The 25,091-nt window shown below is 65.8% G+C and carries 25 protein-coding genes; 7 read left to right on the top strand and 18 right to left on the bottom strand.

The annotated features are described in order from the left end of the window. Positions 1–7: 7 nt before the first annotated feature. Together ACFWUP_RS15225 and ACFWUP_RS15220 are read right to left on the bottom strand one after the other, a co-directional pair. Positions 8–1,453 carry a M6 family metalloprotease domain-containing protein gene (locus ACFWUP_RS15225; RefSeq protein ID WP_379234577.1) on the bottom strand — a complete coding sequence of 482 codons (1,446 nt, stop codon included), beginning with the start codon at positions 1,451–1,453 and terminating at the stop codon, positions 8–10. 49 nt (positions 1,454–1,502) lie between these two features. Further along, the gene (locus ACFWUP_RS15220) at positions 1,503–2,591 is read right to left on the bottom strand and encodes a trypsin-like serine peptidase (protein ID WP_379234575.1); all 1,089 of its coding nucleotides are present in this window, start codon (positions 2,589–2,591) and stop codon (positions 1,503–1,505) included. Positions 2,592–2,877: 286 nt separating this feature from the next. Here ACFWUP_RS15220 and ACFWUP_RS15215 point away from each other — a divergent pair, with 286 nt between their 5' ends. Then, positions 2,878–3,447: an RICIN domain-containing protein gene (locus tag ACFWUP_RS15215; protein ID WP_379234573.1), complete on the top strand. Its 570-nt coding sequence runs from the start codon at positions 2,878–2,880 to the stop codon at positions 3,445–3,447. Positions 3,448–3,570: 123 nt separating this feature from the next. Here the strand turns inward: ACFWUP_RS15215 and ACFWUP_RS15210 are convergent, their stop codons facing one another. From ACFWUP_RS15210 to ACFWUP_RS15195, 4 genes are read right to left on the bottom strand one after another with little or no spacing between them, the layout of a single operon-like run. Further along, positions 3,571–3,945 (bottom strand): hypothetical protein, encoded by a 375-nt coding sequence (locus tag ACFWUP_RS15210; RefSeq protein ID WP_379234571.1) that lies wholly within the window; start codon positions 3,943–3,945, stop codon positions 3,571–3,573. 39 nt (positions 3,946–3,984) lie between these two features. Next, positions 3,985–4,260 carry a hypothetical protein gene (locus ACFWUP_RS15205; RefSeq protein ID WP_379234569.1) on the bottom strand — a complete coding sequence of 92 codons (276 nt, stop codon included), beginning with the start codon at positions 4,258–4,260 and terminating at the stop codon, positions 3,985–3,987. Between the two features lies 1 nt (position 4,261). After that, positions 4,262–4,924: a DUF6875 domain-containing protein gene (locus ACFWUP_RS15200; RefSeq protein WP_379234567.1), complete on the bottom strand. Its 663-nt coding sequence runs from the start codon at positions 4,922–4,924 to the stop codon at positions 4,262–4,264. Beyond that, positions 4,921–5,259 carry a TauD/TfdA dioxygenase family protein gene (locus ACFWUP_RS15195; protein ID WP_379234566.1) on the bottom strand — a complete coding sequence of 113 codons (339 nt, stop codon included), beginning with the start codon at positions 5,257–5,259 and terminating at the stop codon, positions 4,921–4,923. Before ACFWUP_RS15195 ends, ACFWUP_RS15200 begins: the two co-directional genes overlap by 4 nt. 283 nt (positions 5,260–5,542) lie before the next feature. Between ACFWUP_RS15195 and ACFWUP_RS15190 the strand changes: the two genes are divergently transcribed. Further along, positions 5,543–6,148 carry an NUDIX hydrolase gene (locus ACFWUP_RS15190; RefSeq protein ID WP_379234564.1) on the top strand — a complete coding sequence of 202 codons (606 nt, stop codon included), beginning with the start codon at positions 5,543–5,545 and terminating at the stop codon, positions 6,146–6,148. Between the two features lie 102 nt (positions 6,149–6,250). Here ACFWUP_RS15190 and ACFWUP_RS15185 read toward each other — a convergent pair whose 3' ends face one another. Further along, positions 6,251–6,880 (bottom strand): winged helix-turn-helix transcriptional regulator, encoded by a 630-nt coding sequence (locus ACFWUP_RS15185; protein ID WP_379234602.1) that lies wholly within the window; start codon positions 6,878–6,880, stop codon positions 6,251–6,253. 83 nt (positions 6,881–6,963) lie between these two features. Here ACFWUP_RS15185 and ACFWUP_RS15180 point away from each other — a divergent pair, with 83 nt between their 5' ends. Further along, entirely contained in the window at positions 6,964–7,851 is an 888-nt protein-coding gene (locus ACFWUP_RS15180) for an alpha/beta fold hydrolase (RefSeq protein WP_379234562.1), read from the top strand. 15 nt (positions 7,852–7,866) lie between these two features. Here ACFWUP_RS15180 and ACFWUP_RS15175 read toward each other — a convergent pair whose 3' ends face one another. From ACFWUP_RS15175 to ACFWUP_RS15165, 3 genes are all read right to left on the bottom strand, one after another. Next, the gene (locus ACFWUP_RS15175) at positions 7,867–9,186 is read right to left on the bottom strand and encodes a hypothetical protein (RefSeq protein ID WP_379234560.1); all 1,320 of its coding nucleotides are present in this window, start codon (positions 9,184–9,186) and stop codon (positions 7,867–7,869) included. A 1,190-nt stretch (positions 9,187–10,376) separates the two neighbouring features. Next, positions 10,377–10,730, bottom strand: coding sequence for a helix-turn-helix domain-containing protein (locus ACFWUP_RS15170; protein WP_379234558.1), 354 nt, complete (start codon positions 10,728–10,730; stop codon positions 10,377–10,379). Beyond that, on the bottom strand, positions 10,730–11,761 hold the full coding sequence (locus ACFWUP_RS15165) for a tyrosine-type recombinase/integrase (RefSeq protein ID WP_379234600.1): 1,032 nt from the start codon (positions 11,759–11,761) through the stop codon (positions 10,730–10,732). The genes ACFWUP_RS15170 and ACFWUP_RS15165 overlap by 1 nt, the downstream gene beginning before the upstream one ends. A 113-nt stretch (positions 11,762–11,874) precedes the next feature. On the opposite strand from ACFWUP_RS15165, the gene ACFWUP_RS15160 reads away from it, so the two are divergent. Together ACFWUP_RS15160 and ACFWUP_RS15155 are read left to right on the top strand one after the other, a co-directional pair. Continuing rightward, a complete protein-coding gene (locus tag ACFWUP_RS15160) occupies positions 11,875–12,468 on the top strand; it encodes a hypothetical protein (protein ID WP_379234556.1) in 594 nt (197 codons plus the stop codon). Between the two features lie 10 nt (positions 12,469–12,478). Next, complete coding sequence (locus tag ACFWUP_RS15155) at positions 12,479–14,008, top strand: hypothetical protein (RefSeq protein ID WP_379234554.1); 1,530 nt, start codon at positions 12,479–12,481, stop codon at positions 14,006–14,008. Positions 14,009–14,505: 497 nt separating this feature from the next. Here the strand turns inward: ACFWUP_RS15155 and ACFWUP_RS15150 are convergent, their stop codons facing one another. Then, the gene (locus ACFWUP_RS15150) at positions 14,506–15,255 is read right to left on the bottom strand and encodes an SDR family NAD(P)-dependent oxidoreductase (protein ID WP_379234552.1); all 750 of its coding nucleotides are present in this window, start codon (positions 15,253–15,255) and stop codon (positions 14,506–14,508) included. Continuing rightward, on the bottom strand, positions 15,252–15,605 hold the full coding sequence (locus tag ACFWUP_RS15145; protein ID WP_379234550.1) for a darcynin family protein: 354 nt from the start codon (positions 15,603–15,605) through the stop codon (positions 15,252–15,254). Before ACFWUP_RS15145 ends, ACFWUP_RS15150 begins: the two co-directional genes overlap by 4 nt. Positions 15,606–15,644: 39 nt before the next feature. On the opposite strand from ACFWUP_RS15145, the gene ACFWUP_RS15140 reads away from it, so the two are divergent. Further along, positions 15,645–16,208, top strand: a complete 564-nt coding sequence (locus ACFWUP_RS15140) for a TetR family transcriptional regulator (RefSeq protein WP_379234548.1) — start codon at positions 15,645–15,647, stop codon at positions 16,206–16,208. Positions 16,209–16,590: 382 nt separating this feature from the next. Continuing rightward, the gene (locus ACFWUP_RS15135; RefSeq protein WP_379234547.1) at positions 16,591–17,625 is read left to right on the top strand and encodes a hypothetical protein; all 1,035 of its coding nucleotides are present in this window, start codon (positions 16,591–16,593) and stop codon (positions 17,623–17,625) included. Positions 17,626–18,325: 700 nt separating this feature from the next. Here ACFWUP_RS15135 and ACFWUP_RS15130 read toward each other — a convergent pair. The 6 genes from ACFWUP_RS15130 to ACFWUP_RS15105 form a co-directional block, all read right to left on the bottom strand. After that, positions 18,326–18,676 (bottom strand): hypothetical protein, encoded by a 351-nt coding sequence (locus ACFWUP_RS15130; protein ID WP_379234545.1) that lies wholly within the window; start codon positions 18,674–18,676, stop codon positions 18,326–18,328. A 440-nt stretch (positions 18,677–19,116) separates the two neighbouring features. After that, positions 19,117–19,800, bottom strand: coding sequence for a guanitoxin biosynthesis heme-dependent pre-guanitoxin N-hydroxylase GntA (gene gntA / locus ACFWUP_RS15125; RefSeq protein WP_379234543.1), 684 nt, complete (start codon positions 19,798–19,800; stop codon positions 19,117–19,119). A gap of 644 nt (positions 19,801–20,444) precedes the next feature. Further along, positions 20,445–21,887 carry a phospholipase D-like domain-containing protein gene (locus ACFWUP_RS15120; RefSeq protein ID WP_379234541.1) on the bottom strand — a complete coding sequence of 481 codons (1,443 nt, stop codon included), beginning with the start codon at positions 21,885–21,887 and terminating at the stop codon, positions 20,445–20,447. 23 nt (positions 21,888–21,910) lie between these two features. After that, a complete protein-coding gene (locus tag ACFWUP_RS15115; protein ID WP_379234540.1) occupies positions 21,911–22,639 on the bottom strand; it encodes an ATP-binding cassette domain-containing protein in 729 nt (242 codons plus the stop codon). A gap of 45 nt (positions 22,640–22,684) precedes the next feature. Next, positions 22,685–24,490 carry an AMP-dependent synthetase/ligase gene (locus ACFWUP_RS15110; RefSeq protein WP_379234538.1) on the bottom strand — a complete coding sequence of 602 codons (1,806 nt, stop codon included), beginning with the start codon at positions 24,488–24,490 and terminating at the stop codon, positions 22,685–22,687. After that, positions 24,483–24,938, bottom strand: coding sequence for a MarR family transcriptional regulator (locus tag ACFWUP_RS15105; RefSeq protein WP_379234536.1), 456 nt, complete (start codon positions 24,936–24,938; stop codon positions 24,483–24,485). The genes ACFWUP_RS15110 and ACFWUP_RS15105 overlap by 8 nt, the downstream gene beginning before the upstream one ends. Between the last annotated feature and the right edge of the window lie 153 nt (positions 24,939–25,091).

The raw sequence follows: 25,091 nt of genomic DNA, 5'->3' as shown, positions 1-25,091 counted from the left end.
ACGGAGATCAGGCCAAGGCGACATCGATGAGCATCTGGTCGTCGCCGGGTGTGCCGTGGACGGTGATCGTGATGCCGGACCATTTTCCGGACGGCATGTTCAACGGGGGCGTGGTGAGCTTGCCGATCGTGTTGTTGGCTCCGAAGGGGTACAGGTCGTCGGTGTCGCCACGGTTTCCGCCGCGGAAGATCGCCGCCAGGTCCCGTTTGCCGTCGGCCTGCATCAATTCGATGGCCAGCGCGTGCTCGTCGTTGACGTCGGCGATGGCCTCGTCGACCACGTAGATCGCGACGCCCTGGTCGGGCAGGAAGGCGTCCTGCCCGGATTGACGACGATATTCCACCGCGACGTACTGGCTTTCGCGTGGCATCCGTTCCGGATTTCGGATGTACACCATCGTGCCGCCTTCGGCAGCGGGCTTCAACGCGATGCGCTCGGTCGTCTTCGTCACGACCTGGGGCGCGATCCAGCCGTGGAACGTTCGCAGCATCCCATTGGGAAACACCGGGGTGATGCCGTGATTGCCCCAACTGCCCCCAGCCATAAGGCAGTAGTCACCGAGCCCGGCCGACCGGAAGTTCGGGCTCTGGCCGGTGTCGTAGTAATCGGCCCACCGCGCCGCGAGGTGACCCCACTCGTGGGCGCACACACCCATGTTGCAGTCCTCGGGAACGGTCAGAAATGTCGTGACCGACAAGCCGGGCTTCACCTTGACGCCGTTGCCCGGGATAGCCCATTTCAGGCTCCAGATGTCGTCGGCAGATCCGGTCTCTTCCGCGCCGCGCCCGGCATGGACGATGAACAACGCGGTCACGATGTCCTCGCCGAGCACATCGTAGGGCCCGAAATCCACGCCCTCGGCCAAGGCGGCGTTGACGGCGTCGCGGGCCATTCCGGCGGCGTTGCGCGGAAATCCGTTGCCGGTGCCCGAGGTTCCGTCGGTATAGAACGACAGCGGCCGCGGCATGCGGAACCAGCCGTGCACAGTGCCTTGGATGTCGATGCCCTTCTCGGTCGCGGCGTCGAAGCCGCTCACCTTCCGGTAGTAGTCACGCATGCTTCCGGTGGGAAAGGCGTTGTCGCTGAACAGCATTGCCTCGTAGTAGCCGGTGCTGTGCGCGGGGTCGTGAGGTTTGTCGGGAAAGTCGACCAGCAAGACGATCGTCTGCACGACACCGCGCAACGCCACGTCGGGGCGCACGATCAATTCCTTGGCTTTGCCCGGCACGAGCCGAGTGGAGCCGTCGTCGAGACCGACGATGTTCTCGCCGCGACGCCCCGAACGCCAGTACTCGTAGTACTGCTCGAACGTCGTCGAGGCCGGGAGTCGGTGGGTGCTGGTGAGTTCGAGATAGCGCAGATACAGCTTGCTGAATGCCTGCGGCGACAGCGGAACCGGGCACAGCGCGTCGGCACAGCTGTGCCGCGAGGTCGGGGACAGGGTGAGTTTCATGATGGTTGCCTCAGTGTTGATGGAAGTGTTTGCTCGCGCGGTCGGCGGTTCACGGCCAGGTGTTGCGCGCCCAGTGCAGCAAGTTTGTCAACGCGTTGCCACCGGCGGCGACGTTCTGGCGAGGCTCGCCGAAGTTGTCCTCGCCACCGGAGTGCGTGCCGACCACATCGGGAGATCCGTTGAACCAGGCGAACACCGGTGCGCCGCTCTGCCCGCCTTCGGTGTCGGCCCGGTACTCGAGTTCCACACCGGCGCCGTCGTTGTCGTCGTCGATGATCGCGAAATTCAGATGCAGCCAGGGTCGGTTACCCGAGTCCTTGTCCCAGGGATAGCCCGGCAGCGTCCAGACATTCTGGTCTTGCCAGGCGGGGTGGTAGGTCCGGAATCCGAAGAAGCCGAGGCTGCTGCCCAGCGGCACTTGCAGGCGCATGACCGCCATGTCGTCGCCCTGCGAATGGCTGGCGTAGCCGTGGGCGTTGGTCACCCACGACGCCGCCCACGCACCGTGGATCGAGGCGCCGTCGTAGTAGGCGGGCACGAACAGCGCCTTCCAATTCGGCGAGCCCCACGGCACGACGTGGCTGGCCGTGAGGATGGTGCGCGCGCCCAGCAGTGACGCGGTGCCCCACCAACTCCAGTTCGGGCTGGTCGCGTCCGGCCAGACGAAGATTCGCCCGACCAATGAGTACGGGTAGGCGTTGGGGTAGTACGGCGACCGGGCGTCGGGCGGGATCACCCATTCGGGACGGACGCGGGTCCCGTTGCGGCGCAGGATGGTGGGCTGCTCGACACCGGGCGCGAGGGTCGGCATCGCCGACACCGCGGTCCAGTCCGGAATGTAGGACGAACCCTCCGGGCTGGAATCGTCGGTCGGCGCGAGTTCGGCCTCGATGTCCGCGGGCGTCACCGGCTCAACCGCAGAGACGACCACGCCGAGCACGGTCTCGGGATCGGTGACCGTCAGCCGACCGTCCGGTGCGATGGCGAACGTTTCGGTGGGCTCGGGTGCGCCGGGGGAGGGGTGGCGATCGAAGGTCAGAAAGTTGGCCGGGTCGTGTAGCTGCGTCGGCGCATCGCCTTGCTGGGGGCGCGATTGTGCGAGGACTCGTTCGAGTGGGTCGGGTCGATCGTTGGACATGGGGGTTCTCCCTCGTTCGGGTGGATGTGGCTGCGCAGCTCGCGCTGTCACCCATCGTGGGAGGTGAAAAACGGCCTGACCAGGCTTGCGGCCAAGGCCATACCGGTCCATACGAGTCGGTGTGTATGGACCGGTATGGCCTTGGCGCCAACCCTGGTCAGCGGTGTCGGCGGACTCGCACCATCGGTGAGTGCGGATAGCCGAACGCGCCGCACCCCCAACTCAGTATCGGAGTACGACAATGTCCACCACTTCCAAAGCTTGCCTGCGGCACCGTATTTTCCGGGTGGCCGTGCTCACCGGGTTCGTGATCGGACTCGGTGCGTTGACCCCCGCCGTCGCCACAGCCGAGGACGAGCCGTATATCCTCGCCAACCAATATTCCGGGCTGGTCGTGGACGTCCCTGCCCCCAACGGTTCCACCGCGAACACCTTCACCGTGCTGTGGTCGGACTGGGGCGGCGCCAACCAGCGCTTCGACCTCGTGCCCATCGACCCGAACAATCCGAACTCCGACTTCCTCATCAAGGTCCGCCACGCCGGCAAATGCCTCGACGTCAACAACGCCCGCGGCGACGACGGGGCCAGAATCCAAACCTTCGACTGCTACGGCGGCGCCAGCCAGCGCTGGTACACCGAGATCGTCCGCGACCCGTACTGCCAGCCAATGACATTCTGCGGCAGCGCCACCACTATCCGCGCGCGCCACAGCGGCAAGTGCCTCGACGCGCACAACCCGAACCCGTCGCTGGCGAACCGCCCGAAACAGGGCACGCACCTGCAGCAATGGACCTGTTTCAACAACGTCAACCAGTTTTGGTCGATCCGTGGCGGGCCCGGGCCCATCCTCCGCTGAAATCACCGAGCAATAGCGTCCGGTTGCCCGCCCCGGGAACTCGGGGCGGTCAACCGGACGCGCTGCCCCCTTTGTGAGGTTTTGCAGGGCAGCGCGGTTGCTGCCGGATTCAGTGATCGCGCATCACGGTGGCGTCAGCCTCGACCAGCCAGAAATTCCAGGCAGCTGCTCGGTGTGGCCCCACCGTTCGCTGCCGATCATCACCGTTGTCAACGAAGTCGGTGGATCACTGGAAAGGCGTTCCAGCAGCGGCGGATACAACCCGGCCGCGTACACCAGGTGGGTGATGCGTTCGCGGTGCCCCAACTCGACGGTGGCCGCGACATCGACCATCGGTGCCGGATTGACTACCAGCGTTCCTTCGCACAGCAACGCCCAGAACAACACTCCGGAGGCGACGTCGAACCCAGGTGAATGCAGCAACGCGACCCGCTCGGGCACCCCGTACTCGGCGAGCCGGGCCCGCGTGCAATTGAGCATCGAGCGATGTGCCATCACAACACCTTTGGGTCAAGCCGGTCGACCCGGAGGTGAAGATCACGTAGGCCTGCTCTTCGGCGCCCGGCGCGACGGGCGCCGAAGCCGATCAGCGCCGCGACGAATTCGGTGACCGATCGAGCGACCACCGGGGCCTTCGGTGCCTGGCTCGACGAGCGCGGTGAGCCCGGCTGCGACGGATGCGGTCAGGGTGCCGAATTCGCGGTATCCCCACCGCTGGTCGCCGCATATCAGGACGTCGCGATCGCCGTGGAGCTCGGCCGCGAGGGTGAATGCGTCCCCGAGGGTTCGGGCGGTGTCGAGGGAAGGTCTCATGTCAGCGTCCCGTCTTGGGGAGGCGGGCCTGGACGCGTCGCAGGACGGTCGTCGGGGCACGGTCGCCGAGGTGGTCGAGGTAGTGACGCAGTAGTTCGTGGCGGTCAGGGCCTGGTTGATCCAGAAACAGTGCGTCGTGGGTGGTCAGGGCGCGGACCGCGAACATCGGTACCGGGGACTGCATCACCGGAAAGGCGCGGTTGTGGACGCTGCCGACCGTGCTGGCCGCATGGAACTCGCCCAGCATCATGGCCCGGCGCACGAATTCCGGGCGCAGCCGCGCGTGTCCGGCGTCGATGAACTGCGCGGCGTCAGCGGGATCGAGGTCGGGGAAGATCGCCATCAATGCCCCGCGCTGGAACGTCGTTTCGTCGAACAACTCGACGTAGAGATCAGCCAGCGCGTGTCCGATCCGCACAGCGTCGTCGATGCTGGTCCCCGCCGTTCGGACCGCGACGAGCCTAACGAGGTCGCCGTCGATCGCCGAGGCCAGGCGCGGGCACACCGCGCCGGCACGGCCCAACCGCTCATCAGGCTGGAGGACGAAATTCGCCATCCAGTCGAGAACGGCCTGATAGCAGGGGAACTCATCGAACATGGTGTGGGCGTTGGCGACATCGGTCAGGGAGCCGGGAACGAACGGCGAGGTCTGCGCGGTGCTCATCGGTCCGTGCTCCCGAGCGGGCGGCCGACCACGGCGTGGGAGGTGAATCCGCCCGGCCCGACGGGGATGTCGCCGACAAGGGTGTCACCGCCATAGGTCGGTGCGGTTTCGGCACGCAGGATCGACGCCATCGGCGGATTGACCGCATCGACGTGCTCGGCGTGGCCGATCTTCTGGTCGTGGACGAACACCACCTTGTGGGTGAGCAGCGCCTCCCGGATGTCGGCGACGGTGCGGGGCGCGCCGGAATGGGACAGATCGGTACCGTCGATGCCGGCACCGATATGCCCGGTAACCCGGGTCACGGTGAGGCGCTGAGAAGTGTTCTGGCTCATAGGAATTGCTCCGATGATCAAGGTGTTGCGGCAAAGTACTCCAAGTACACCGTGTACGCCAAGGCGGTCGGCAGTGGTGCACTTGGTGCAATCCGGTGCACTTGGTGCTTCCGGTCGCCGAACTCGAGTAGAGTCACCGCCACCACACCGCCGATGAACTGGTGATCAGGAGGCAGACGCGGTGATCGAGTCACAATCGGCGCTGCCCCGAGCAACTCCTTCAGGCCTTTCGGTTCTTGGAGCCGCGGTGGGATGTCGGAGGGTCCGGCTACCCTCGCGCGCCATGGAGCCTTCTACCGCCGACATCGCCGGGCTGGTCATCGCGATGGAACCGTTCGATGACCTCGAGCAGCAACATATCGAGCAGACCCTGCGCTGGCTCGGTGGTACGACGGACATCTACCGGCGTATTCCGCCCGCGACGCCGTCACCGCATTTGGTGTCCTATGTGGTGGTGGTCGACCCGGATGAGCGTGGAATCTACCTCGGGCTGCACCGTAAGTCCGGTCTTCGCCTTCCGATGGGCGGGCATGTGGATCCGTTCGAGCAACCGCTCGCCGCCGCGCGACGGGAAGGCCGCGAGGAACTCGGTGTCGACCTCAGTTTCGATGTCGTCGGTGACCGACCACTCTTTCTGACTGTCACGCCCACGGTCGGCAAAACTGCTGGGCACGTTGATGTTTCGCTGTGGTTCGTCGCGCGCGGCGATCGTGCCGACCAGTATGGCCTTGATCCGGACGAGTTCGTCGATGGATGTTGGTGGGATCTCGACCCGCATGGTCTCCCGGAGTCGGACCCTCATCTGGGTCGGTTCATTCGCAAACTCGACACGGTCCTGCAGCCGAGGAGCATGCGGTTACCGGTAACCCGCGCTATCCGAACGTGCTGAATGACTGACTCGATTTGGTCGGCGAGAGCCGTGCAGCGGGAGTCGTCTGGACGAATTGCGTGCGGGCCCGATCGCTCAGATTGGTGGGTGATCGACACTACTTCAGGCGGCGAAGACGGTGCGGACGACGGACTTGTCGCCATCGATCTCGACCAGCCCGAGTGCGAGGGCATCGCTGAGGGTAAAGGCGCCGGCGGCGAGGCCGAGGACGTAGGCGGGGTCGGCGCGGACGGTGGCGTCGAGTTCGCGGCCGTCATGCGGGCTGAGGTCGAAGCCTGAGAGCGTGGCGCGGAGTTGGAAGGTCGGGTCGCCGATGTCGAGGCCGATCGTCGCTGAGGAGCGGACCTTGACCCGGGTGTCGAGTAGGGCGGGGACGGCGAGGGCGAGCCACTCGGGGCGAAAGGCGTCACCGTCGGCGGGGCCGCGGACCATCAACGGGGTGGACCAGCGGATCAGGCTCTCGATCGGCTGGCGCAGTTCGGCACCCCACGGTGTAAGGGCGTATTCGACCACGCTGCCCTCACCTGTCAGTCGCCGCTCGACCACGCCCGAGGCCTCGAGGTCGCGGAGCCGGTCGGCAAGCAAATTGGTCGCGATGCCGGGCAGGCCGTCGATCAGATCCCGGTAGCGGGCGGGGGCTATGAGGAGCTGGCGGACGATGAGCAGGTTCCACCGGTCACCGACGACTTCGAGAGAACGGGCAAGCCCGCAGTACTGGCCGTAGCTACGCATCATTTCCTCTTGTCGCTTGATCTTCTCAAGTGCATGTGAGATTCTCAAGCATACATTGATGCCGAGCCCAGAGGGGGCCCACCATGGCCGATACGACCAAGAGCGTGCGGCCCGGTTGGGTCGACGATGAACTGTTCCCGTTCGAGAGCCGATTCGTCGACATCGACGGCCACACAGTGCATTACGTAGATGAGGGTTCGGGCCCCACGTTGCTGTTCCTGCACGGCAACCCAACCTGGTCGTTCCTCTGGCGCGACGTGATCTGCGCACTGCGCGACGACTTCCGGTGCATCGCCCTCGACTACCCAGGCTTCGGGCTGTCGACGCCGAAGCCCGGCTACCGTTACCTGCCCGAGGAACACGCAGATGTGGTCACCGGGTTCGTTGACGCGCTCGGCCTCGATGGGCTCACTCTGGTCGGGCAGGACTGGGGCGGCATGATCGGCTTGGCGGTCGTGCAGCGGCGTCCGGACGTCTTCGATCGGCTGGTGCTGGCCAACACCTGGGCCTGGCCGGTCAACGGCATCCTCCACTTCGAGGCCTTCGGTCGCATCATCGGTGGGCTCCCGGTCCGCTTCTTGGTCCGGCGGCTCAACCTCCTCGTCAACGCGTTCATCCCCACAGGCCACCGACGGCGGAAGCCGACCACGGCAGAGATGACCCACTACAGCCAGGCGCTGAACACCCCCGAACGACGCCAGGCTTCCGCCGTGCTCCCCGGCCGGGTCCTCGCCAGCCGCGGCTTCTTCACCGAGGTCGAGGCCGGGCTAGCGGACATCAATCACCTACCGACACTGATCGTGTGGGGTGACGCCGATATCGCCTTCCGTACCCAGGAGCGCGAGCGTTTGGAAGCGACATTCACTGACCACAAGACTGTGATCGTTGAGGGCGCGGGCACCTACGTGGAGTCCGATGCGCCAGAGGAGTTCGTCGCCGCGATCCGGGAATGGGCGGCGACGCGGCCCTGAGACGCAGCGGCCTGATCAGCTACGTCGGTGCGGTCTACGTGAGACATCGGCGGCGTAGGCGGGTCGGGTGTTGCCTGCTGCCTGTGTCCATCTAGTTGCCGTCTGAATGTGGAGGCCCAGGAGGTTTCCGAGGACGACGGCGGGCAATTGGGCGGCCAGCTGTATCAGCGCGGTGGATCTGCCGGTCCGGGTGTCGATGCCGATGCGGGTCAGTCGGGCGTTGAGATTCGCGGGGCTGCGGTGTTGTCCGGCGCGGGATCCGGGAAACAGCCAGCGCGCAGCTGCGGACTGCCCGAGAACGCCGCGATCGTGGTGGACGCTCAGTTGATGGAGGAGGTCGGCAAGCGGGTCGGGTATGTCGACTGGGTGTGTGCCGAGCAGCAGTTGCGTGGTTGAGTCGGAGTCGGTGATGTGATCGACGGTCAATGTGACGATGCGAGTCGCTGGTTGGGCGAACATCAACACCAGGCAGCCGGCAACGCGGTCGATGAGGTCGTGATCCTGGTCGTGGAGCAGCGACTTCACGATTGCCCATCGCTGGTCGTCTTCGATCAGGTTGTGTGCCAGTGCTGTTGGTGCGCTCGGTGGGATGTCGATATGGCGGATGTGACGGTGACGTGCGCACCAGGTCAGGAAGGCGAGGGCGTCGTGGCGGGTGGGTATGGTGGTGCTCAGCCAGGTGTCGATGTCGTGCTGGGTGCAGGTCGTGAGGTTGCGGTCGTTGGCCGAGAGCCAGTCCAGCAATCGTAAGGTGGCTCGGATGCGTTGCTGGGCGAGTTGAATCTGGCCGTAAGTCAATGGTTTTCGTTCCGCGGACCGCCGTAGGCGGGCCAGCACGGCCCAGGTGGCGAAGCGGCGCACCAGACGGTGGTCGGGAGTGCTTGGCATTGTCGAGAAGGCCCCGGTCAGCCAGCGTTCGACGGTAGCCAACTGTTCGTCTCGCACCGGAAGGACCGCTCCTGCGACGAGGGCTGCGCGCAGGCTCGCGACACTCTTCGGAGTGCCGAGCCGGTCGAGCAGCTCATGTGTCACCGGCTCGGACGTTGTGCCCAGGGCCTCGGCAAGGGCACGGCCGTGGGGTGTTTCGAGCCAATTGAGCAGAGTGGCGGGATTGTTGCCGAGTAGCGCGGTCACCACAGCGTCGATGTCAACGGCGCGATCGTCGGCGCGTGAGGCGAGGAGGCTACGCAGCCACCGCTCCCCGGCACAGCGGTCGCACAGGCCGTAGTGATAGGGGCGTTGGTGTGTGCCGCAGAGCACGCACGGGCGGATGAAAGCCGGATCGACGCGATAGCAGCGACGGCACAGGGCGCCGACGGCGGCACGAGCGATCACAGCCGCACTGCGTCCACAGCCCGAGCACGGTTCACGGCGAGCGCCGCAGGTCTGACAGACCGGATGATTATCGGCGGTGCGCGAATGCACGACGCGGTAATGGCCACAGGAGCTGCAGTGCGCCTTGTTCATCCGCTTGACGCAGCTCGCGCACCGCGGTGCCGCGTCGCGTGCGCCGGAACACGGTTTCGTGCGACCGCATCCGACGCAAGCAGCGATCGGATCGCGCCAGCACCTGCGGCACAGCGCCTGCGCCGAACTGCGGTTGCGACGCACCGAGGTTCGGCGGCCACAACGATCGCAGATGTCGTGACTGCCGGGGTCTCTGCGGGCACATGCGCCGCACACCGGTGCGCCGTCAAGGGTTCGGTCGGTGACTATCTGTAGGCGGCCACATCGGGCGCAGTGTTCGCGGCGAGCTTCGTCGTAGCAGCGGCGACAGCACCGTGCTCCGTCGCGCGTGAACCGCAGCGCGACCGCACGACTGCAGACCGGACACCTCGGGACGACAGCGACGGTGGACCCGTGGGAGGTCAATGCCACGACAAGTCGAACGAGCGCGGCGGAACCGCGGGCGGCGTCTCCGGTCAGCAGTGCGGGGTTCTGGCGTAGTTCGGCGAGGGCCTTTCGCCGTTGAAATGGTTGTGGCAGAGCATGTTCTACGCTTTCAGCGACCACGTTGTCCGGCAGGTCGATCCCTAGTTCGTGCAGCAGACGGCATAGCTGCGCGACATCGTCCCCGTCCCGAATGGCGGGGTGTTGACGGCAGCGTGGACGACCTTGGTCATCGTGATTGTGTACCGCCAGGGTTTTGCCGCAGATCGCACACGGCGCACGCCGAACGCTGAGCCGATTCGCACATTTTGTGCAGACGCGCACTCCGTGGTGAATCCGGTCGAGCCCGCCAGGTCGGCCACACTCGCCGCAGCGCGGCAAGACGACGATCGACGAACCGTGCGTGATCAAGGCTCGGACCATTGCTTCGACCAGATCCGGACCGGTGGGCAGACCGCTGGTCAGTGCCCCCGGATCGTTGACCAGTGCGCGTGCCAGGCGGCGTTGCTGTGCCCGCGAGACGGCAACCGCGTCCACGGCCGCACCGACAACCTCCACCGGCAGCGACGGATCTACTGCGGCCACCGCCCGCACAATCACCTCACGCGGTGGAACCTCGTGGTCTGCGCCGGAAGTCATTGCGGATCGATGACAATGCGGGCTCGCTTGGGGCGCAGTGAACCTAGCCCGGCATCGGTGCGCGCCGCCTTGGTAGCCGCCTGGCCGGACGATCCGGTAGCGCGGCGGCGGCCCGGTCGGCGAATGGGCTCGATGAGTTCTTCCATGCGGCACTCCAGGATATCCAGCAGGGCTACAAGGGTTTTCATGCTCAGTCGCTCCGGTTTGTCGACGACCAAGCGGTAGACCTGACTCGCCGAGAGCTTCACACCACGCTCGGCCAGCAGTGGTGTCAGGTCGGTGGTGGAGAACATGCCGCGAGCGGCCATCATTTCCCGCAAATGCCACGCGTAGTCGAGTTCGTCTGCCATCAGCTGTCCCTCTCCGGCGGCTGGTAGGCGCGATCGAGCGCCTTGCGCATCATCGTGTTCATGAAGTCCGTACTCACTCCGGTATAGATGGCAGTGGTCGACGCGTATCGGTGGCCGACCTGTTCCTGGATGAATTTCGGATCGACACCATCTTCTACTTGATGAGTCACGTGAGAATGCCGTAGGCAATGCGGCACCAGCGCGCCATCCAAGCCCAGAGCATCTCTGTACTCAGCGAACCGTGCCTCAATCTCCCGCGGCCGCAAGCGGCCACCACGCTCGGTCAACCACACCGCCGAACTCGCCGCGTGATGACGAAAACGAGGCCGGACATTGACCAGATAGTCCTCCAGTGCGTCCACTGCCCACGGCATTACCGTCGCCACCATCCGCCGACGCGGGCCGGATCCTTTGGCTCCCTTGCCGTATCGCACATGGACCATCCCGAATCCGCGCAGCTCCGGTGCCTGCGGGTTGCGATGGAAGTCGGGTAGGTCCAACCGCGACGTCTCGGTCGGTCGCAACCCCCACGCGTACATCGTCTTCAATACCGTCGCGTCCCGATACGCGGTCAAGGCGCCCTTTCGGCGGAGCCTGACCGCCTCACCGACCTGGTCGTCGGCGTAGTCCAGCAGCAGCTGGAGCTCGTTGCGTGTCAAGGGCCTTCGACGAGGATCGCCCTCGTAGTCGACCAGGTGGGCGGCGGTGTTCCATTCGTGACACACCTGCACCGGATGTGTACCGAACAGCCTCTCGCACTCCGCCGCCCACCCGTAGTGCGGTGAGGTGAGGAAGTCGCAGAACAACCGCAGTGCACCCTGATAGGCGCGCACCGTTGAATGCGCCAAACCCTGCTCACCCAACATCGCCGCCGACCACTCGTCTACATGCGCGGCCGACCAATGCCACGGATACTCCGCGCTGAAACTCACGAATCGCTGCACAACCGATCGCCGGTCGCTAATCGTCTCGAGATCCAGGCGCCGCGCACGCTGCTGACGTCCCCACCCGTCGAGCATCGCCTCGAGCATCCGGTCTTCCGGATGCAGCAACGACACACCGGAAACAAGCTCCAGCCCAACCGATCCCGGCACACTGCTGCCACTATCAACCATCCGATCCTCCATCATCAGACGATGGAATCATGCATCAAATGAATGATTTCCGCATCCGAACAGGTCAAATCCCTCCGTCCGCCAGCACTCGCCGCTATGCTCAACCCACTATGGGCACCGCTGCCGACGAAAGATCGTGTATCGGATGCAACTCCGCGCCGTTGAGTCCTCTGGTAGTGATCCGCGGGAATTCTGCCTCGGGAAAGTCCACGGCCGCCGCAGCCGTTCAGGGCCGATTCGAACACGGACGGCGCGCGGTGGTGTCCCAAGATCTGGTGCGGCGCAACATGGTCAGGGAGCCCGACGAGCCGGGCGGATTCAACATCGAGTTGATCGAGCAGATCGCCCGGTGGTGCCTGGCTCGGGGGATGGTGGTGATCGTCGAGGGCATCCTCGACGCCCAGCGGTATGGGCCGATGCTCGGCAGGCTCGCGGATTCGGTGGATAGATCGTTGTTCTGCGTTGCGGATGATTCACCGTGGCAGACTCTCAGGAGCGATGATGTCGGCCCCCGCGATCCGAGTTGTGGTGCGATTTTCTGGGCACGAACCTGCGACCGGCGAATCAGGTGTTCCGGGATTGGTCTTCAACGGCCGCACCTGACAACCCGGGGCGGTGTGTGAGGATGCTGCAGTGCCGGACTGGACTTATCACCCGTTGCGGCCGGTGGCGAACGCCCTGGTCGGGGAGCGGCGTGCCCAGCGTTGGGCGCTGGGACTGCTCGGCACGCTGTCGGCGTCGCCGGGTGGGGCCGCGACCATCCGGCGAGTTTTCGATCATCCGGAGCCGCCTGCGGACTGGGTGGATCGGTTCGGGGCCACCGTGCCGGTGTCGGCCGCCAGGGACGCGATCCGGGCGCTGCCACCGCAGGGTGCCGGGTTCGTGGAAGTCGGTCCAGTAGATGCCACGACAGTGGCGACGGTGCGCGAGGCCGCACGCGGTCGCCGCTGCCGGGTTCTCGCCCGAGTCACGGACGAAGGTGTGGCGGCCGACCTGGCCGACGCCGTGGACGAGGTAATTGTCGGCGAAACGGCAAGCGAAAGAAGGTATCTGACCGATCCCGATATCGCCGAAGCGGTACGAGCACTGGCCGATCCGGGAACCACTGTGGTCGCGACGCCCGCCGTGCTGATAGCGGCCGGTCCCGGCTGGTTCCAGCGGGTGATCGAGGCAGCCGCCCCACCGGCCTCGCCCGCACCGACCCTGCGCGATGTCCCGCTCGACCCACGCCGGTGGCCCAGCTGGTTCTGGAGCCTGCTGGTCGGCGTCGGCATGATCGTGGCCGGGCTGGGCGCGGCCGCTATCACGCTCGGCCCGGTGCTGCTGTGGTACGACCGCGACTACCTCGGTACCGACGTCGAGGGCCTGCACCGGATCAATCATCACCTGGTGCATTTCCTGCAGCACGATCGAATCACCATGGCGGGCAACATGATCGCGATCGGCTCGCTGTACACAGGGTTGGCCTGGGGCGGTATCCGCCGTGGGTGGGCGTGGGCCCGCACGGCGCTGCTGATGTCGGGGCTGGTGGGGTTTCCGACACTGTTCTACTTCCTGTTCATCGGGTTCGTCGAACCGCTGCACGTCGCGGTGACGGTGGTGTTGTTCCCGATGTTCCTGCTCGGCGTCCGACGCGCACCCGGACCTGTGTGCCGCCGGTCGCCTCTTCCGTGTCCGGAGCGGGTGCGTCGACGCGCGCTGATCGGGCAGTTGCTGATGGCCGGGACCGGCGTCGGCGTCGTCATCGGCGGCATTGTCATCTCGACGGTCGGGCTGACCGTTGTGTTCGTGCCGACCGACCTGGATTTCCTGCAGACCGACGCGGACACGTTACGGGCCGCCAATGCGAATCTGCTGCCGTTCATCGCGCACGACCGGGCGGGGTTCGGCGGGGCACTGGTGGCAACCGGTGTGGGCATCGTGCTGATCGGGATGTGGGGCTGGCGGCAAGGAGAGGCCTGGGTTTGGTGGTCGCTGCTCGGGGCGGCGACCGCGGGCTCGGTCAGCGCGCTGGCCGTGCATTTCCTGATCCACTACACCGCGTTCATCCATTTGCTGCCGGTCTATATCGGTACCACCCTGCTCATCGTTGCGCTCGCACTCTCCCGGGCCTTTCTGGTGGAGCCGCGACCGGAATCGATCGAATTCCGGTCCGGTTTTTGACCGTGGTCTCGAGTAGCTAGGGGTGGTCTCAATGGATAACGCGACACTAGAAGGTTAGTCGCGGCGGCAATTCCTCGAGGAGTCACGGAGGCGGATCTACTTGTTAGAGTGCGTGAGGCATCTGCAATCAGTGCGCGCCCTGTGGCGAGGCTCGGTCTGCTCAGCATATATAAAAGGAGGTTGAGGCACACCGGCGGGGATGCCACGCTCTCGAGGTTGACCGAGGAGCTTGTAGATTTCCTCGCGGAGTATGGGCACGATGAATTGGTCATGATCGGAGTCTCTGGCCCTGACCGTTATTGCACATTCCTTCTTGCTGATCGTGGATCGTCTGAAATTCTTCACTGGATGCGAATGTTCGGTGCTCGGAAAGCGGCAACGGAAAAAGAATAGCCACGCCGGCGGACCCCGTCCGCTGACGACGGAGCCCGCTCCACGATTCTTTGGCACAGGTGTCGTAGACGAAGAAGGGATCGAGGTCTCCAGCTTGATCTGCCTCAGTCCGCGACCACGCGGGCCGCGAGCGTGGGTGAGATTCGTTGCATACCAAGCAATATGCCGACTTTCCCTACTCGGATCCGGCGCACGTGCGGCTTGTTCAGGCCGGCCAGGACGGCGGCTGCTGCCGCGTCCGGGCTGATCTTGCCTCGTCCACGTCCGGCGGTCATCGCAGTGTCGACCAGCGGCAGCATCGCGTCGACGATGCGGACAGTTGGTGCGTCTGTGGCGAGTTGGTATCGCAGTGAGGTGGTCGCGGCGATCAGGCCTGCCTTGGCCGCGCAGTACACCGGCGCTGATCGCTTGGGCACCAGCCCGAGTGCCGAGGTGATGTTGACGATGGTCGCGGACGGGGCCAGTGCGAGTGTGGGAAGCAGGCGGGCGGTCAGGCGCAGGGGTGCGATCAGGTTTGTCGCCAGTTCCTCGGTCAGATCGTCGAGCAGTTCGTCGGCATCCGATGTCGCCCATTGCCGGTCGAATTGGACTCCGGCGTTGTTGATGACCAGGTCCAGTCCGGGCAGGGCGGCCGCGGTCGCGGCAACGCGATCGACGTCGGCGGGAACTGCGAGATCGGCACGCATGGTCTGCAGGCCGGGGATGCGGGCGGCCGCGTTCGCCAGGCGGTCGGGGTCGCGGCCACAGATCAGCACGTGACGGCCGGTGGCGGCGAGCTGCTGGGCCAATGCGAAGCCGACTCCGCTGCCACCTCCGGTGACCAGCGCCGCGCGGGGCCCGATCTGCTCGTTCATTCGGCGGCCCTGTGCCCGTCTTCCACGGACAGAATCAGGTCATCGAGTCGAAAGTAGGGCGTGGTGAACAGCGCCGAATCACGTAGTTGCTCGACCGCCAGGTAGTACTCGTCGAGGTCGGTGGTGGCGAAAACGGCGATGTCGCTGCACCGGGCGGTGAAGGCCTCGGCGTCGTAGAACCGCATCGTGGTTTTCGTCCGGGCCGCGAGGGCGGTGCCAAGGGCGGCGTCGGCGATGTTTCGACGTTCCGGTCGGCTCAGCGCCAGCCACGCGGGTAGCGCGGTCAGCATCATGAAGGCCGTGTATTCGGTGGGCTCGACGCCCGGCGATGAAGCATTTGTTACATTCATGTCGGAGACCCTAGATGTAACAAATGTTACAGTCAAGGGGTGGCTGACCGAACACCTCCGAATCCCACCCGACGCGAAGAATTGCTCCACTCCGCTCTCGACGACTTCGCACGTCACGGTCTCGTCGACTTCACCTTGCGTGGCCTGGCGGATCGCATCGGGACAAGTGCGCGGATGCTCGTGCACTACTTCGGCAGCCGCGAGCAACTGCTCGCCGCGGCGTTCGCCGAACATCGACAGCAGACGCAGCGCCAACTCGCCGGTGCCGCCGAGCAGTGTCCCGCCGACGCGGCGGCAGCGGCGTGGGCGGCGATGACCGCCGACCAACAGCGCACGCACTTCACGGTCATGTACCACTTGCTCGCCGCCGGGCTCACCGCTGACGCCGCCGAGCGCCCCGCCGCACGTGACGCGATAGTGGCGTGGGTGGATTACGCGGCCGAGTTGCTCACTCGCGCAGGACGCGATTCCGCGTGCGCCCGTGTCGATGCCACGGTGCTGGCCTCGGGTCTCAAGGGAATCCTGCTCGACCGACTCGTCACCGGCGACACGCAACGTTGCGATGCCGCTGCGCACCGCCTCATCGATGCTCTGCTCGCCTGAGGGCGGTCCGCGGATCTGAGATTCTGCAAGTCGGACAGGCCCGCCCGCAGGGGTGGAAGGGCGATCCGTTCTGCGGGCGAGTCTGTTCGCGGTGTTGGAACCGGCTGCCTCGATAGGCCGCACCTGTGACGATAGGAAGGGCGGTGTGTCGCCAGGGCGGCCTGGTCCATATGTTGCGAGGGTTCACAGGAAGTCACGCTTGGCTTTGTCGCTGAATCGAATCCGGTCCCGAACATGATCCGCTGTGATCTGACCCCGATGGATCCGCCGTCGTACCGCCCGCGCTCCGGTAGTGCGTATCGCACATATACGTAGTTCTGCCGATACCGCCTGACCAGCGCTTCCAGCAGGCTGGACGCAGAGGAGGGTGTGAGGAGTGACAATGATTCGGCAAGAATTCGACCGACCCGTCCCTGCTCGGCCGAACCTGGCTCCTGCACGACAGTTGGGCGTCGACATCGTCCGCGACGCGCATCTCGACAAACGGATCGTTCTGGTTCGAGCCGAACAACTCGCCACCTCCTACGCACATGCGAACGTGCCGATCGAAGCGGTCCTCGACGCTGTGCGGAAGGGGTTCGCGCAGGGTGCGGACACACCGTCCGTGGCCGTGGCGGCGAGGGCCACCGAGCGCCGCGACAGCACAGTTCGTGCGATCTCGTGCCGCTACGTCGCTGCCTTGCGGAGCCGGGAAGCGCAGGTGTCGCCCGATCTGATGGCTGAACTGCTCGGTGGCGAAGGCGTCATACGGGCAGCCCGGCAGACGGGATTACCCGTCGCGCACGGCTATACCGTGCTGACACTGGCTTTCGGGCCCGGTAGCAGCGGGGATCCGGCCTCGCCCGAAAGCAGGATCGCTGCTTGGAATGCCAGACGCAGCGCCCTCGGCGAGCTCGGTCGGCCGTGCTGGGATGGGGTGATTCATCGACTCGGCCGTGACGGTGGCGTCGTTCTGATTCCCGAAGACCACGGTATCGATGATCCTGTCGGACTCGTCGACGCGCTCGCTCGAGCGACCTCGGTGCCTGTGACAGCGGTCCGGGTGGATACCACCACCGCCGAGATCGTCGCCGCCGTCGAGCGTGCACACGAGTTGCTGGGTCTCACGCTTCGGCTGGGCTGTCGACCGGGCCTGTATCGGTTCCGGGAGCACGCAATGGAGTACCAGCTGTCGCGGCCTGCGAGGGCCGTGCTGGGCAAGGTGCTCGAACCGCTCGACAACCACCCCACCGACGCCCCACGGCACCGCGATCGAGATCCGGCGAGGCGGTCAGCACCGAGTCGGCTCACCCGCCCGAGCATCGGACACCGGGTCGGCGGCAGCCGAGTGTGCGATGTCGACCAATCGACGAAGGCTCAGATCCAGCGCGAACTGGATCGCGCCGTGCAGGACGATGAAATCGGCGCCGAGCAGTGAAGGGCCGGAGAGGCTGTTGTGGAGCGTGGTCTTCGAATAGTCCCGCACCTGTTCGAGTTTCACTGTAAAGCTGGCGACGATTCCGGACCCGGCGTCGCATGTCATAGTCCACGAGCGGGTGGGGCGGTATTCGGTGACGAGCAGTTCGACCTCGTGGAGCATGTCGAACAACTGCAGTTGCGCGGTCAATTCGCGGCCGGTATTCAACTGATCCGGCGTCGGGCTCGTGCAGGCGTGGAGTTCGGTCATCCAGGAGACGATCGCGGCGGGGCGTGACAGGAATTCCCACGTCGATTCCGGTGGGGTGATCAGTGAGACTGTGCCGCTCGCCCGTACCTGGTTCGGGTGGTGAGTGGCAGTGCGTTGGGTCATCGTTCCCCACTTCATCGAGGCACGGCATTCAGCGACGTTGGTAGATACCGAATGGACTGCGCAACGGTGGGTGCGGGGGTCGTCGGTCGGTGCCACGCTGCAAAAGCCGGTTCTCCCGGCTAGCCGCTCCTGCGTCCCTTCGCGTTCTCCGTGAGGGAAAGGCTAGCCGACGGGCTCGAAATGTCCATTGCGCCAGCAGATCTCGCAACAAGCACTAGGTAGACCGAGCGTGATTCATGCGTGATCACAACGAGACGCCATGGGGTGGCGCGACCGAGGCCGTCGGTCGCGCCCTTCCTGCATGGGTTCGGTACTCGCGCAAGCGATGTCAGCCGAGCACGGATTTCCACGGTGCGGCGAGGGTGCCTGCGATGTCGTGGCCCGCGTCCTGTTCCACGAGCAGTACCGCGAGCCCGGCATCGCTCGCGAGGGTGGTCAGGTGGGCCGATTCCTTACCGGCGAGCTCGAGGGGTGCGACCGCTTCTTCGACAGCCTTGGTCAGGACGTTGGCGGCGGGGCCTGCGTAGAGCAGTGAGATCAGTTCGCTCGCTGACGCTCGTGCTGACGCAGCGGCAGGTTCGGTGCTACCGGCGGTGGCGCGCTGCGTGTCGGTCAATGTGGCGACCGTGTCGAGAATTTCGACGACTTTCGCGAATTGGGTGACGTTCTGGTCAGGCATAAGGACTCCTCGATGGCTGGTCGAACTCCAAACTCTGTCGTCGGTGAACGCGGTAACCGATGGGTAGCGCGTCCCTCCGTGGTGGTACCGGACCGAATCTACCGTTGCGGCCGAGTGCTGGATGGAGCCGCGGATCCCGGAACGCCGCGATACCTGGTGTCGGCGGGTCTGCCACCATGACCTATATGGCGACCACCGATCCGCTGGATCCCGTTCAGCGGCTCAATGCATCCGAGAGTCAATCGAGCCCGCTGGGCGTGATCTTCAGCGTGGTCTTCGTCCGAAACCTGGTCCGCCTGGGACATCAGCTTCCGTACCGGCGTGCCGAGAGCCTTCGCGCTGGCGGCGAAGATCACCGGAGTGGCGTTCACGGCAGACATGCTCGACCAGCCCCTGCTCATCGGACCTGTCGCCCGCCGATAGTCGACCACTCGGCGCGGTCAGTCGTGCTGCACACCCGCCAGCTCGCGTTCGGCCACCGCACTGAACGGGCACTGCCAGTCCGCGGGCTTGGGGCGACCGGAGTAGCGGCGCGCTTCGGAGAGGGTCTCGTACTCCATCAAATTCGGATTGATGTCGCCCTGCAGGTTGATGTCCTGTTTGCGGATCTTGTCCGCCAACCGGTCCCACATCCCGTCGGCCTTGATCCGCGCGAACTGCTCGTGCGAGTTGAACGCCAGCATCGGAAACGGTGGGCGACGCCCGAACCGACGATGCGTCTCGTGCAGTCCGATCACGAAGAACGGGTGCCCCGCCACGCTGTATCGGAACTCGCCGGACTGCGGATCGGACGAACACCCGTCCGCCCAGGCGAATCGGTCGGCGTCCGCCTCGTGCAGCAGCTGCAGGTGCTGCCACAGCAACTCCTCGAACCGCAGCTCGTCCACCCCACGCGGCTGCTCGAAGGTCGCGATGAAACTGGTGAACTTCCGCGAACTCCAGTCCGCCCCGTCGACGAACTCGGCCAGATCGGCGGCCATCTGCTTCGCCGACTCTGCGCTACCCATCACGTCGAAGTGCGAATGGGTGATGCCGCCCTGACGCCAGGACGCGCGACCGGCCAGACAGGCGAACCGGTCTCCGAGAAGGAATTTCTCGAGCTCAGCTCGCGCATCCGTTGTCATTCCAGCGTTCCTTTGATCACAGCCGTACTCGGGCGGGAGCGCTGGCGATCCACTCGGCGTCAGCAGCAACCTCGCCCACATTGCAGGCCGATCCTGTCAGCCGACCGGGCCGATACGCGAATCGACCGCGTCGACGCCGATGGTCGTTGCGGCCGCTCGACGCCGGAAACAGGACACGCGCACGTGTCACGGATCACGCCCGTCTCGGCGACAGCGGCTCCGGCATGGTGGGTGAACCCGGGCCGGATCGCAATCGCGACTGACCGCTCGCGGAAATGCCCTACTTCTTGGAGGAACCGCTCGCCGATCCGCTGCCCAGGATGCACAGCGGATTCGCCACCATCGCCGCCTGCGAGTGCGCGGTGAGTACGAGACATGCGGGCAACGTAATTGCCGGGCGACGACGCCACCCACGGAATTGGACGATTGACCGATACAGTCCCGCTCAGTGGGCCGAGGGTCAACGCCGTCGTCACGATCGCCCACCGCTTGTCGACCGTGCGGCACGCCGATCGGATCGTCGTGATGGACGACAGCAGCGTACGGGCGGTCGGACACACGACGATCAGATGCGCGCCGACGGCCTGGACGCGCGGATTTGTCCACGCCGACGGATTCGTGGAGGCGTCGAACGCGCTCTTCGTTCAGCTCGGAAAGATGCTGTCCCACAGTCTGGTCGGGGTGCGTTCGGGATCCATCAGGTCGTTTTCCGCCAGGACGCTGTCCTCGTTCGCGACGGTTTCGGGGTCGAATCGGATCAGGGTTCGGCCTTCGCCGCGTAGTGCTTCGACCGTGCGAACGAGCGAGGAGGTTTCGGCGAGGGTGGCGTCGAATTTCGCGGGGTCGGCGTCGAGGTGTTCGCAGAGCAGGCGGCGGCGGATGCCGAGGATGGTTTCGCGTAGGAGTTCGCCGTCGGTGGTTGTGGGGGTGACCTCGACGGCGAGGTCGCATTCGGTGTCGAAGCCCATCGATCGATTGTTGAGGTTCGATGATCCGACGCGCAGGAGGCGGTCGTCCATCACCAGCACCTTGGCGTGGACGTAGATGGGCGCGCCGGCGGCGGTGACGGGGTGGTAGACGCCGAGTCGGTGGTGGATGTCGGCTTTCCACAGCAGGTGCAGGAGGCGTCGGCGGGCGCCGTCCATCGCCGCCTGCTCGAGCCAGCCGTCGGCGTGGCGGGGGAGTACCAGCACGATCTCCGGGCCGTTCGGTTCGCGCAGGCGCGCGGCGATCGCCTCGGCGAGGGTGCGCGAGGCCAGGTATTGGCTCTCGATGTACAGCGAGCGGGTGGCGCCGGCGATCGCCGCGCGATACAGCGCCTCGATCTCGCGGACCTCGGCGCGGTCGGCGAGCTCGGGGAGGGTGCGGGCGATTCCCACGTCGACCGACCGCATCGTCGGCTCCAGATCTTGCGGCCACGGGCCGTCTCCGGTGACGTCGTCGACCGGGCTCAGTTCTTGCCCCGTGGCCGATTTCCATCTGGCGCGGGCCAATTCGCTGATCGCCTTGGCCGCGGCGCCGTCCACGGCGGTGGTCGCGTCGTGCCACGGGCCGTACCGGTTGCCGTTGGGCGCGGTTCGGTAGGTGTTGTCGTCGCGGTGGTCGCTGGTGTCCCAGCGGTCGACGGTCATGTCGATGCCGCCGCAGAACGCGAGCTGATCGTCGATCACGATGATCTTCTGATGGTGCGCCGAGCCGATGGGGTGTGCGCCGTCCATTTCGAAGTGCAGTCTTCGGTCGGTCATCCAGTTGACGATGAAGATCGGCGTCATTCCCCGGCCGATCGCGGCGATCGCGCCGACATTCCATTTCAGCAGGTAGATCTCGAGATCCGGCCGTTGTTTCGGCAGCCAGGACAGGAACTTGCCGAGCTGATCGGGCCCCTCGAGGGTCTGGCCCTGTGGTTCGAACTGGATCCGGGTGTCGAAGTCCCAGCCGATCAGCACGATGCGTTTGCGCGCCCGCAGCATCGCGGCCTTGGCGTGGCGGAAATAGTCCGCCGCGTCGATGATGCAGGCCAGCCGATCGGCCCGGGCGATCTGCCAGCAGGTTTGCCCGGGAGTGAGGATTTGTCGCGCGTCGCTCATGTGTTGTCAGCCCCTCGGCATCGTCAGAAAGTTGATGTGAGGAGGGCACGCACGAACATGTCGGTCGATTCCGTCAGTTCCGCGGCCGTGCCCGCGGCGAGGACTCTGCCCCGGTCCAAGATCACCATCTGGTCGGCGAAGCCGCCGTGGGCCAGGATACGTACCTCGTTGCTGACCACGAGTACTGCGGCGCCGGAGTCGGCGTAGTCACGCAGTGAGCGCCACACTCCGTAGGCCGTTGCCGCATCGAGGGAGTTGGTGGGGCCGTCCGCGATGAGGACGGGCGGGGCGGGCAGTAAAGCGGCGGCGAGTGCGGCGCGTTGGATCTGACCACCCGAATGTTGACGGGGGAGCAGGTCCGAGGTGTCGGTGGGGTATTGCGCGGCGGCGCACGCTCGTTCGACGCTCCATGCCCCGTGTCGACGTTGCAGCGACTGCAACTGTGCGCCCACTGTTGTGTCGGTCGCGAAGGCGGTGACGCCTTCTTGGGGCACGTAACCGACGACGTTCTCGCCCAGCGACTGCTGACCGCCGACAGCCGCACCGTTGATCGAGATGCGTCCCTCGTATCGCGCGGTGGTGGGCAAACGTCCGGTGAGGGCGCAGGCGAGCATGGTCTTTCCGGCGCCGGGTCCGCCGAGCACGGCGGTGATCCGACCGGCGGGCACGGTGAGATCGACGTCGGTGAGCACTGTTCCGCTCCAGCGGCCGGTGTCGATGCGGACGGTGAGGCCGGACAGTTCTGCGGTCACAGTTCGACCCTAGGTGATCCGCGCGCACGCCAATGCAAGAAGTGATCAGGCTCGGTAGAGCTTGTCGATGTCGTCGGCGAATCGTTCGGCGACCACGTGCCGCTTCACTTTCATCGTGGCGGTGAGTTCACCGGATTCCTCGGTGAGGTCGCGGTCGAGAACGGCGAACTTCTTGATCGATTCGGCGTGGGAGACAGTGCTGTTGGCGTCGTCGATCGCCTGCTGTACCTCGGCGAGCAGGGCGGGGTCAGTGCGCAGGTCGGCGATGGTGGCCTCGGCCGGTCGGTCGGCGGTGGTCTTCCAGGCCGTGAAAGCGTCCGGGTCGATGGTGATCAGGGCGGTGATGAACGAGCGGCCGTCGCCGATCACGACGGCTTGCGAGATGAGCGCGTGGGAACGGATGCGGTCTTCCATCGGGCCGGGGGAAACGTTCTTGCCGCCCGCGGTGACCAGCAGGTCCTTCTTGCGGCCGGTGATCGACAGGAAGCCGTCGGCGTCGATGGCGCCGAGGTCGCCGGTGCGCAACCATCCGTCGTGCAACGCGGCGGCGGTGGCTTCCTCGTTGCGCCAGTATCCGGCGAACACGATGCCGCCGGCCAGCTCGATCTCGCCGTCGTCGGCGATGCGAACGGCATTGCCGCCCAAGGGATGTCCCACCGAGCCGATCTTCACCGCGTCCGGCATGTTCACGCAGTGCGCCGCGGTGGATTCGGTCAGGCCGTAGCCCTCGTAGACCGGCACGCCCACTCCTCGGAAGAAGTGGCCGAGCTGTGGCGTCAGTGCCCCGCCGCCGGAGATGACGTACTCGCAGTCACCGCCGAGTGCGTCCCGTAGCGGGGAGTAGACCAGCCGGTCACACAGCGCGTACTGCGCGCGCAGGAGCATCGACGGCTGTCGCGCGAATCCTCCTGTGTGGTCGAATGTTTCACTCCACCGGACCGCGGTCTGCTCGGCGAACCGGAACACCGCAGCCTTGATCTTGCCGCCGTCGCGCGCCTTCTTCGCCGCGCCGTCTCGCACCTTCTCGAATACCCGCGGCACACCGAGGATCGCGTGCGGCCGGAAGCGGGTGAACTGTTCGGTGATCGTCTTGAAGTCCGACCAGTGCGCCTGGGTGGTCCCGGATTCGAACGCTGCGAGCGACACCGACCTGGCCAGCACGTGCGCGAGCGGCAGGAAGGTGAGAATGCGTTGCCCGGGATGGGCGACCGCGCCGACACTGGCGGTCAGGATGCCGCGGACTTCCGAGAGGAAGTTGCGATGGGTGAGCATGCAGCCTTTGGGGCGGCCGGTGGTGCCGGAGGTGTAGACCAGCGAGGCGAGGTCGTCGGCGCGCAGGCCGTCGAGCCGTTCTCGCAGGCGGCCTGCGGGGAGGTCGGCGCCGTCGGAGATCAGTGTGGCTTCGGCGCGGTCGTCGATAACCACCGTTCGGCGCAGCGTGTCCGGCGCGCCCGCGAGCAGGTCCTTGTGCCGGGGCGTCTCCACGATCGCGAGTGCCGCACCGGAATCCTCGAGGATCCAGCGCACTTGCTCGGCCGACGACGAGTCGTAGACCGGGACGGTGACCGCACCGGCGGCCCAGATCGCGAAGTCGAACAGTGTCCACTCGAAGCGGGTCGCCGACAGCAGCACCACCCGGTCACCGGGCTGAATTCCGTTGGCGATCAATCCTTTCGCGACCGCGGAGACCAGGCGCGCGAACTCCTCGGCGGTGACGTCGAGCCAGCGATCACCGGCGGGCCGGGAGAACAGCACCCGCTGCGGGAACTGTTCGGCCTGACTGTAGACCGAGGCGACGATGGTCTCGTCCTCGGCGATGGTGAATGTGGCCGGCGCGGTGAACTCACGCATGCTCGCCTCCAAGGGGTTGATCGGGATGCTGGAAACGCCGCAGCGCGTCGGCGAAGTCGGCGATGTCGTCGGCGGTCCAGTCGTTCATGCGCTCACTGAGCAGTGCGAGGTCCTGCTGGATCGAGGCTTGGTGCGCCTCGTGTCCCGCAGCGGTCAAGGTGAGGGGATATCCGGCGCGCAGACTGCCCTCGCCCGCCGTCACCCAGCCCGCGTCGATGCAGGTCCGCAACTGTCGCGACACCGTCGAACGGTGCACGCCGAACGCTTCGGCGAGCTCGGTGGCCCGACAGCCCGGATTCCGCTCGATATACGACAGCGCCGACCGCTGCGCGAACGAAGGAATCCCCTCCGCCCCGGGGCGGCCCGCAATGGTTTCGCGGACGATCTGGGTGAGCGCGTCGTGAACCGCGACGAGCTCGGGCGACCATCCACCCGACTGGTGTTGCATGATGCAACTATAACTCCGTCGATCACCCAACCCTGGACCGACCCGACCCAACTCCCCCGAGTCCACGCCGCCCCGCCCCCCCGAGGTGCTCAACTGGACACCCGATCACCATGTAATGGTGCGAGCATCGGCCGAGAGCCGACCAGCACCAAG

The sequence above is a fragment of the Nocardia sp. NPDC058658 genome, assembly GCF_042716665.1.
In the GTDB taxonomy this organism is placed as follows: Bacteria; Actinomycetota; Actinomycetes; order Mycobacteriales; family Mycobacteriaceae; genus Nocardia.
The sequence above is the reverse complement of the archived record's forward strand: the minus strand, read 5'-3'. Positions and strand labels throughout refer to the sequence as shown.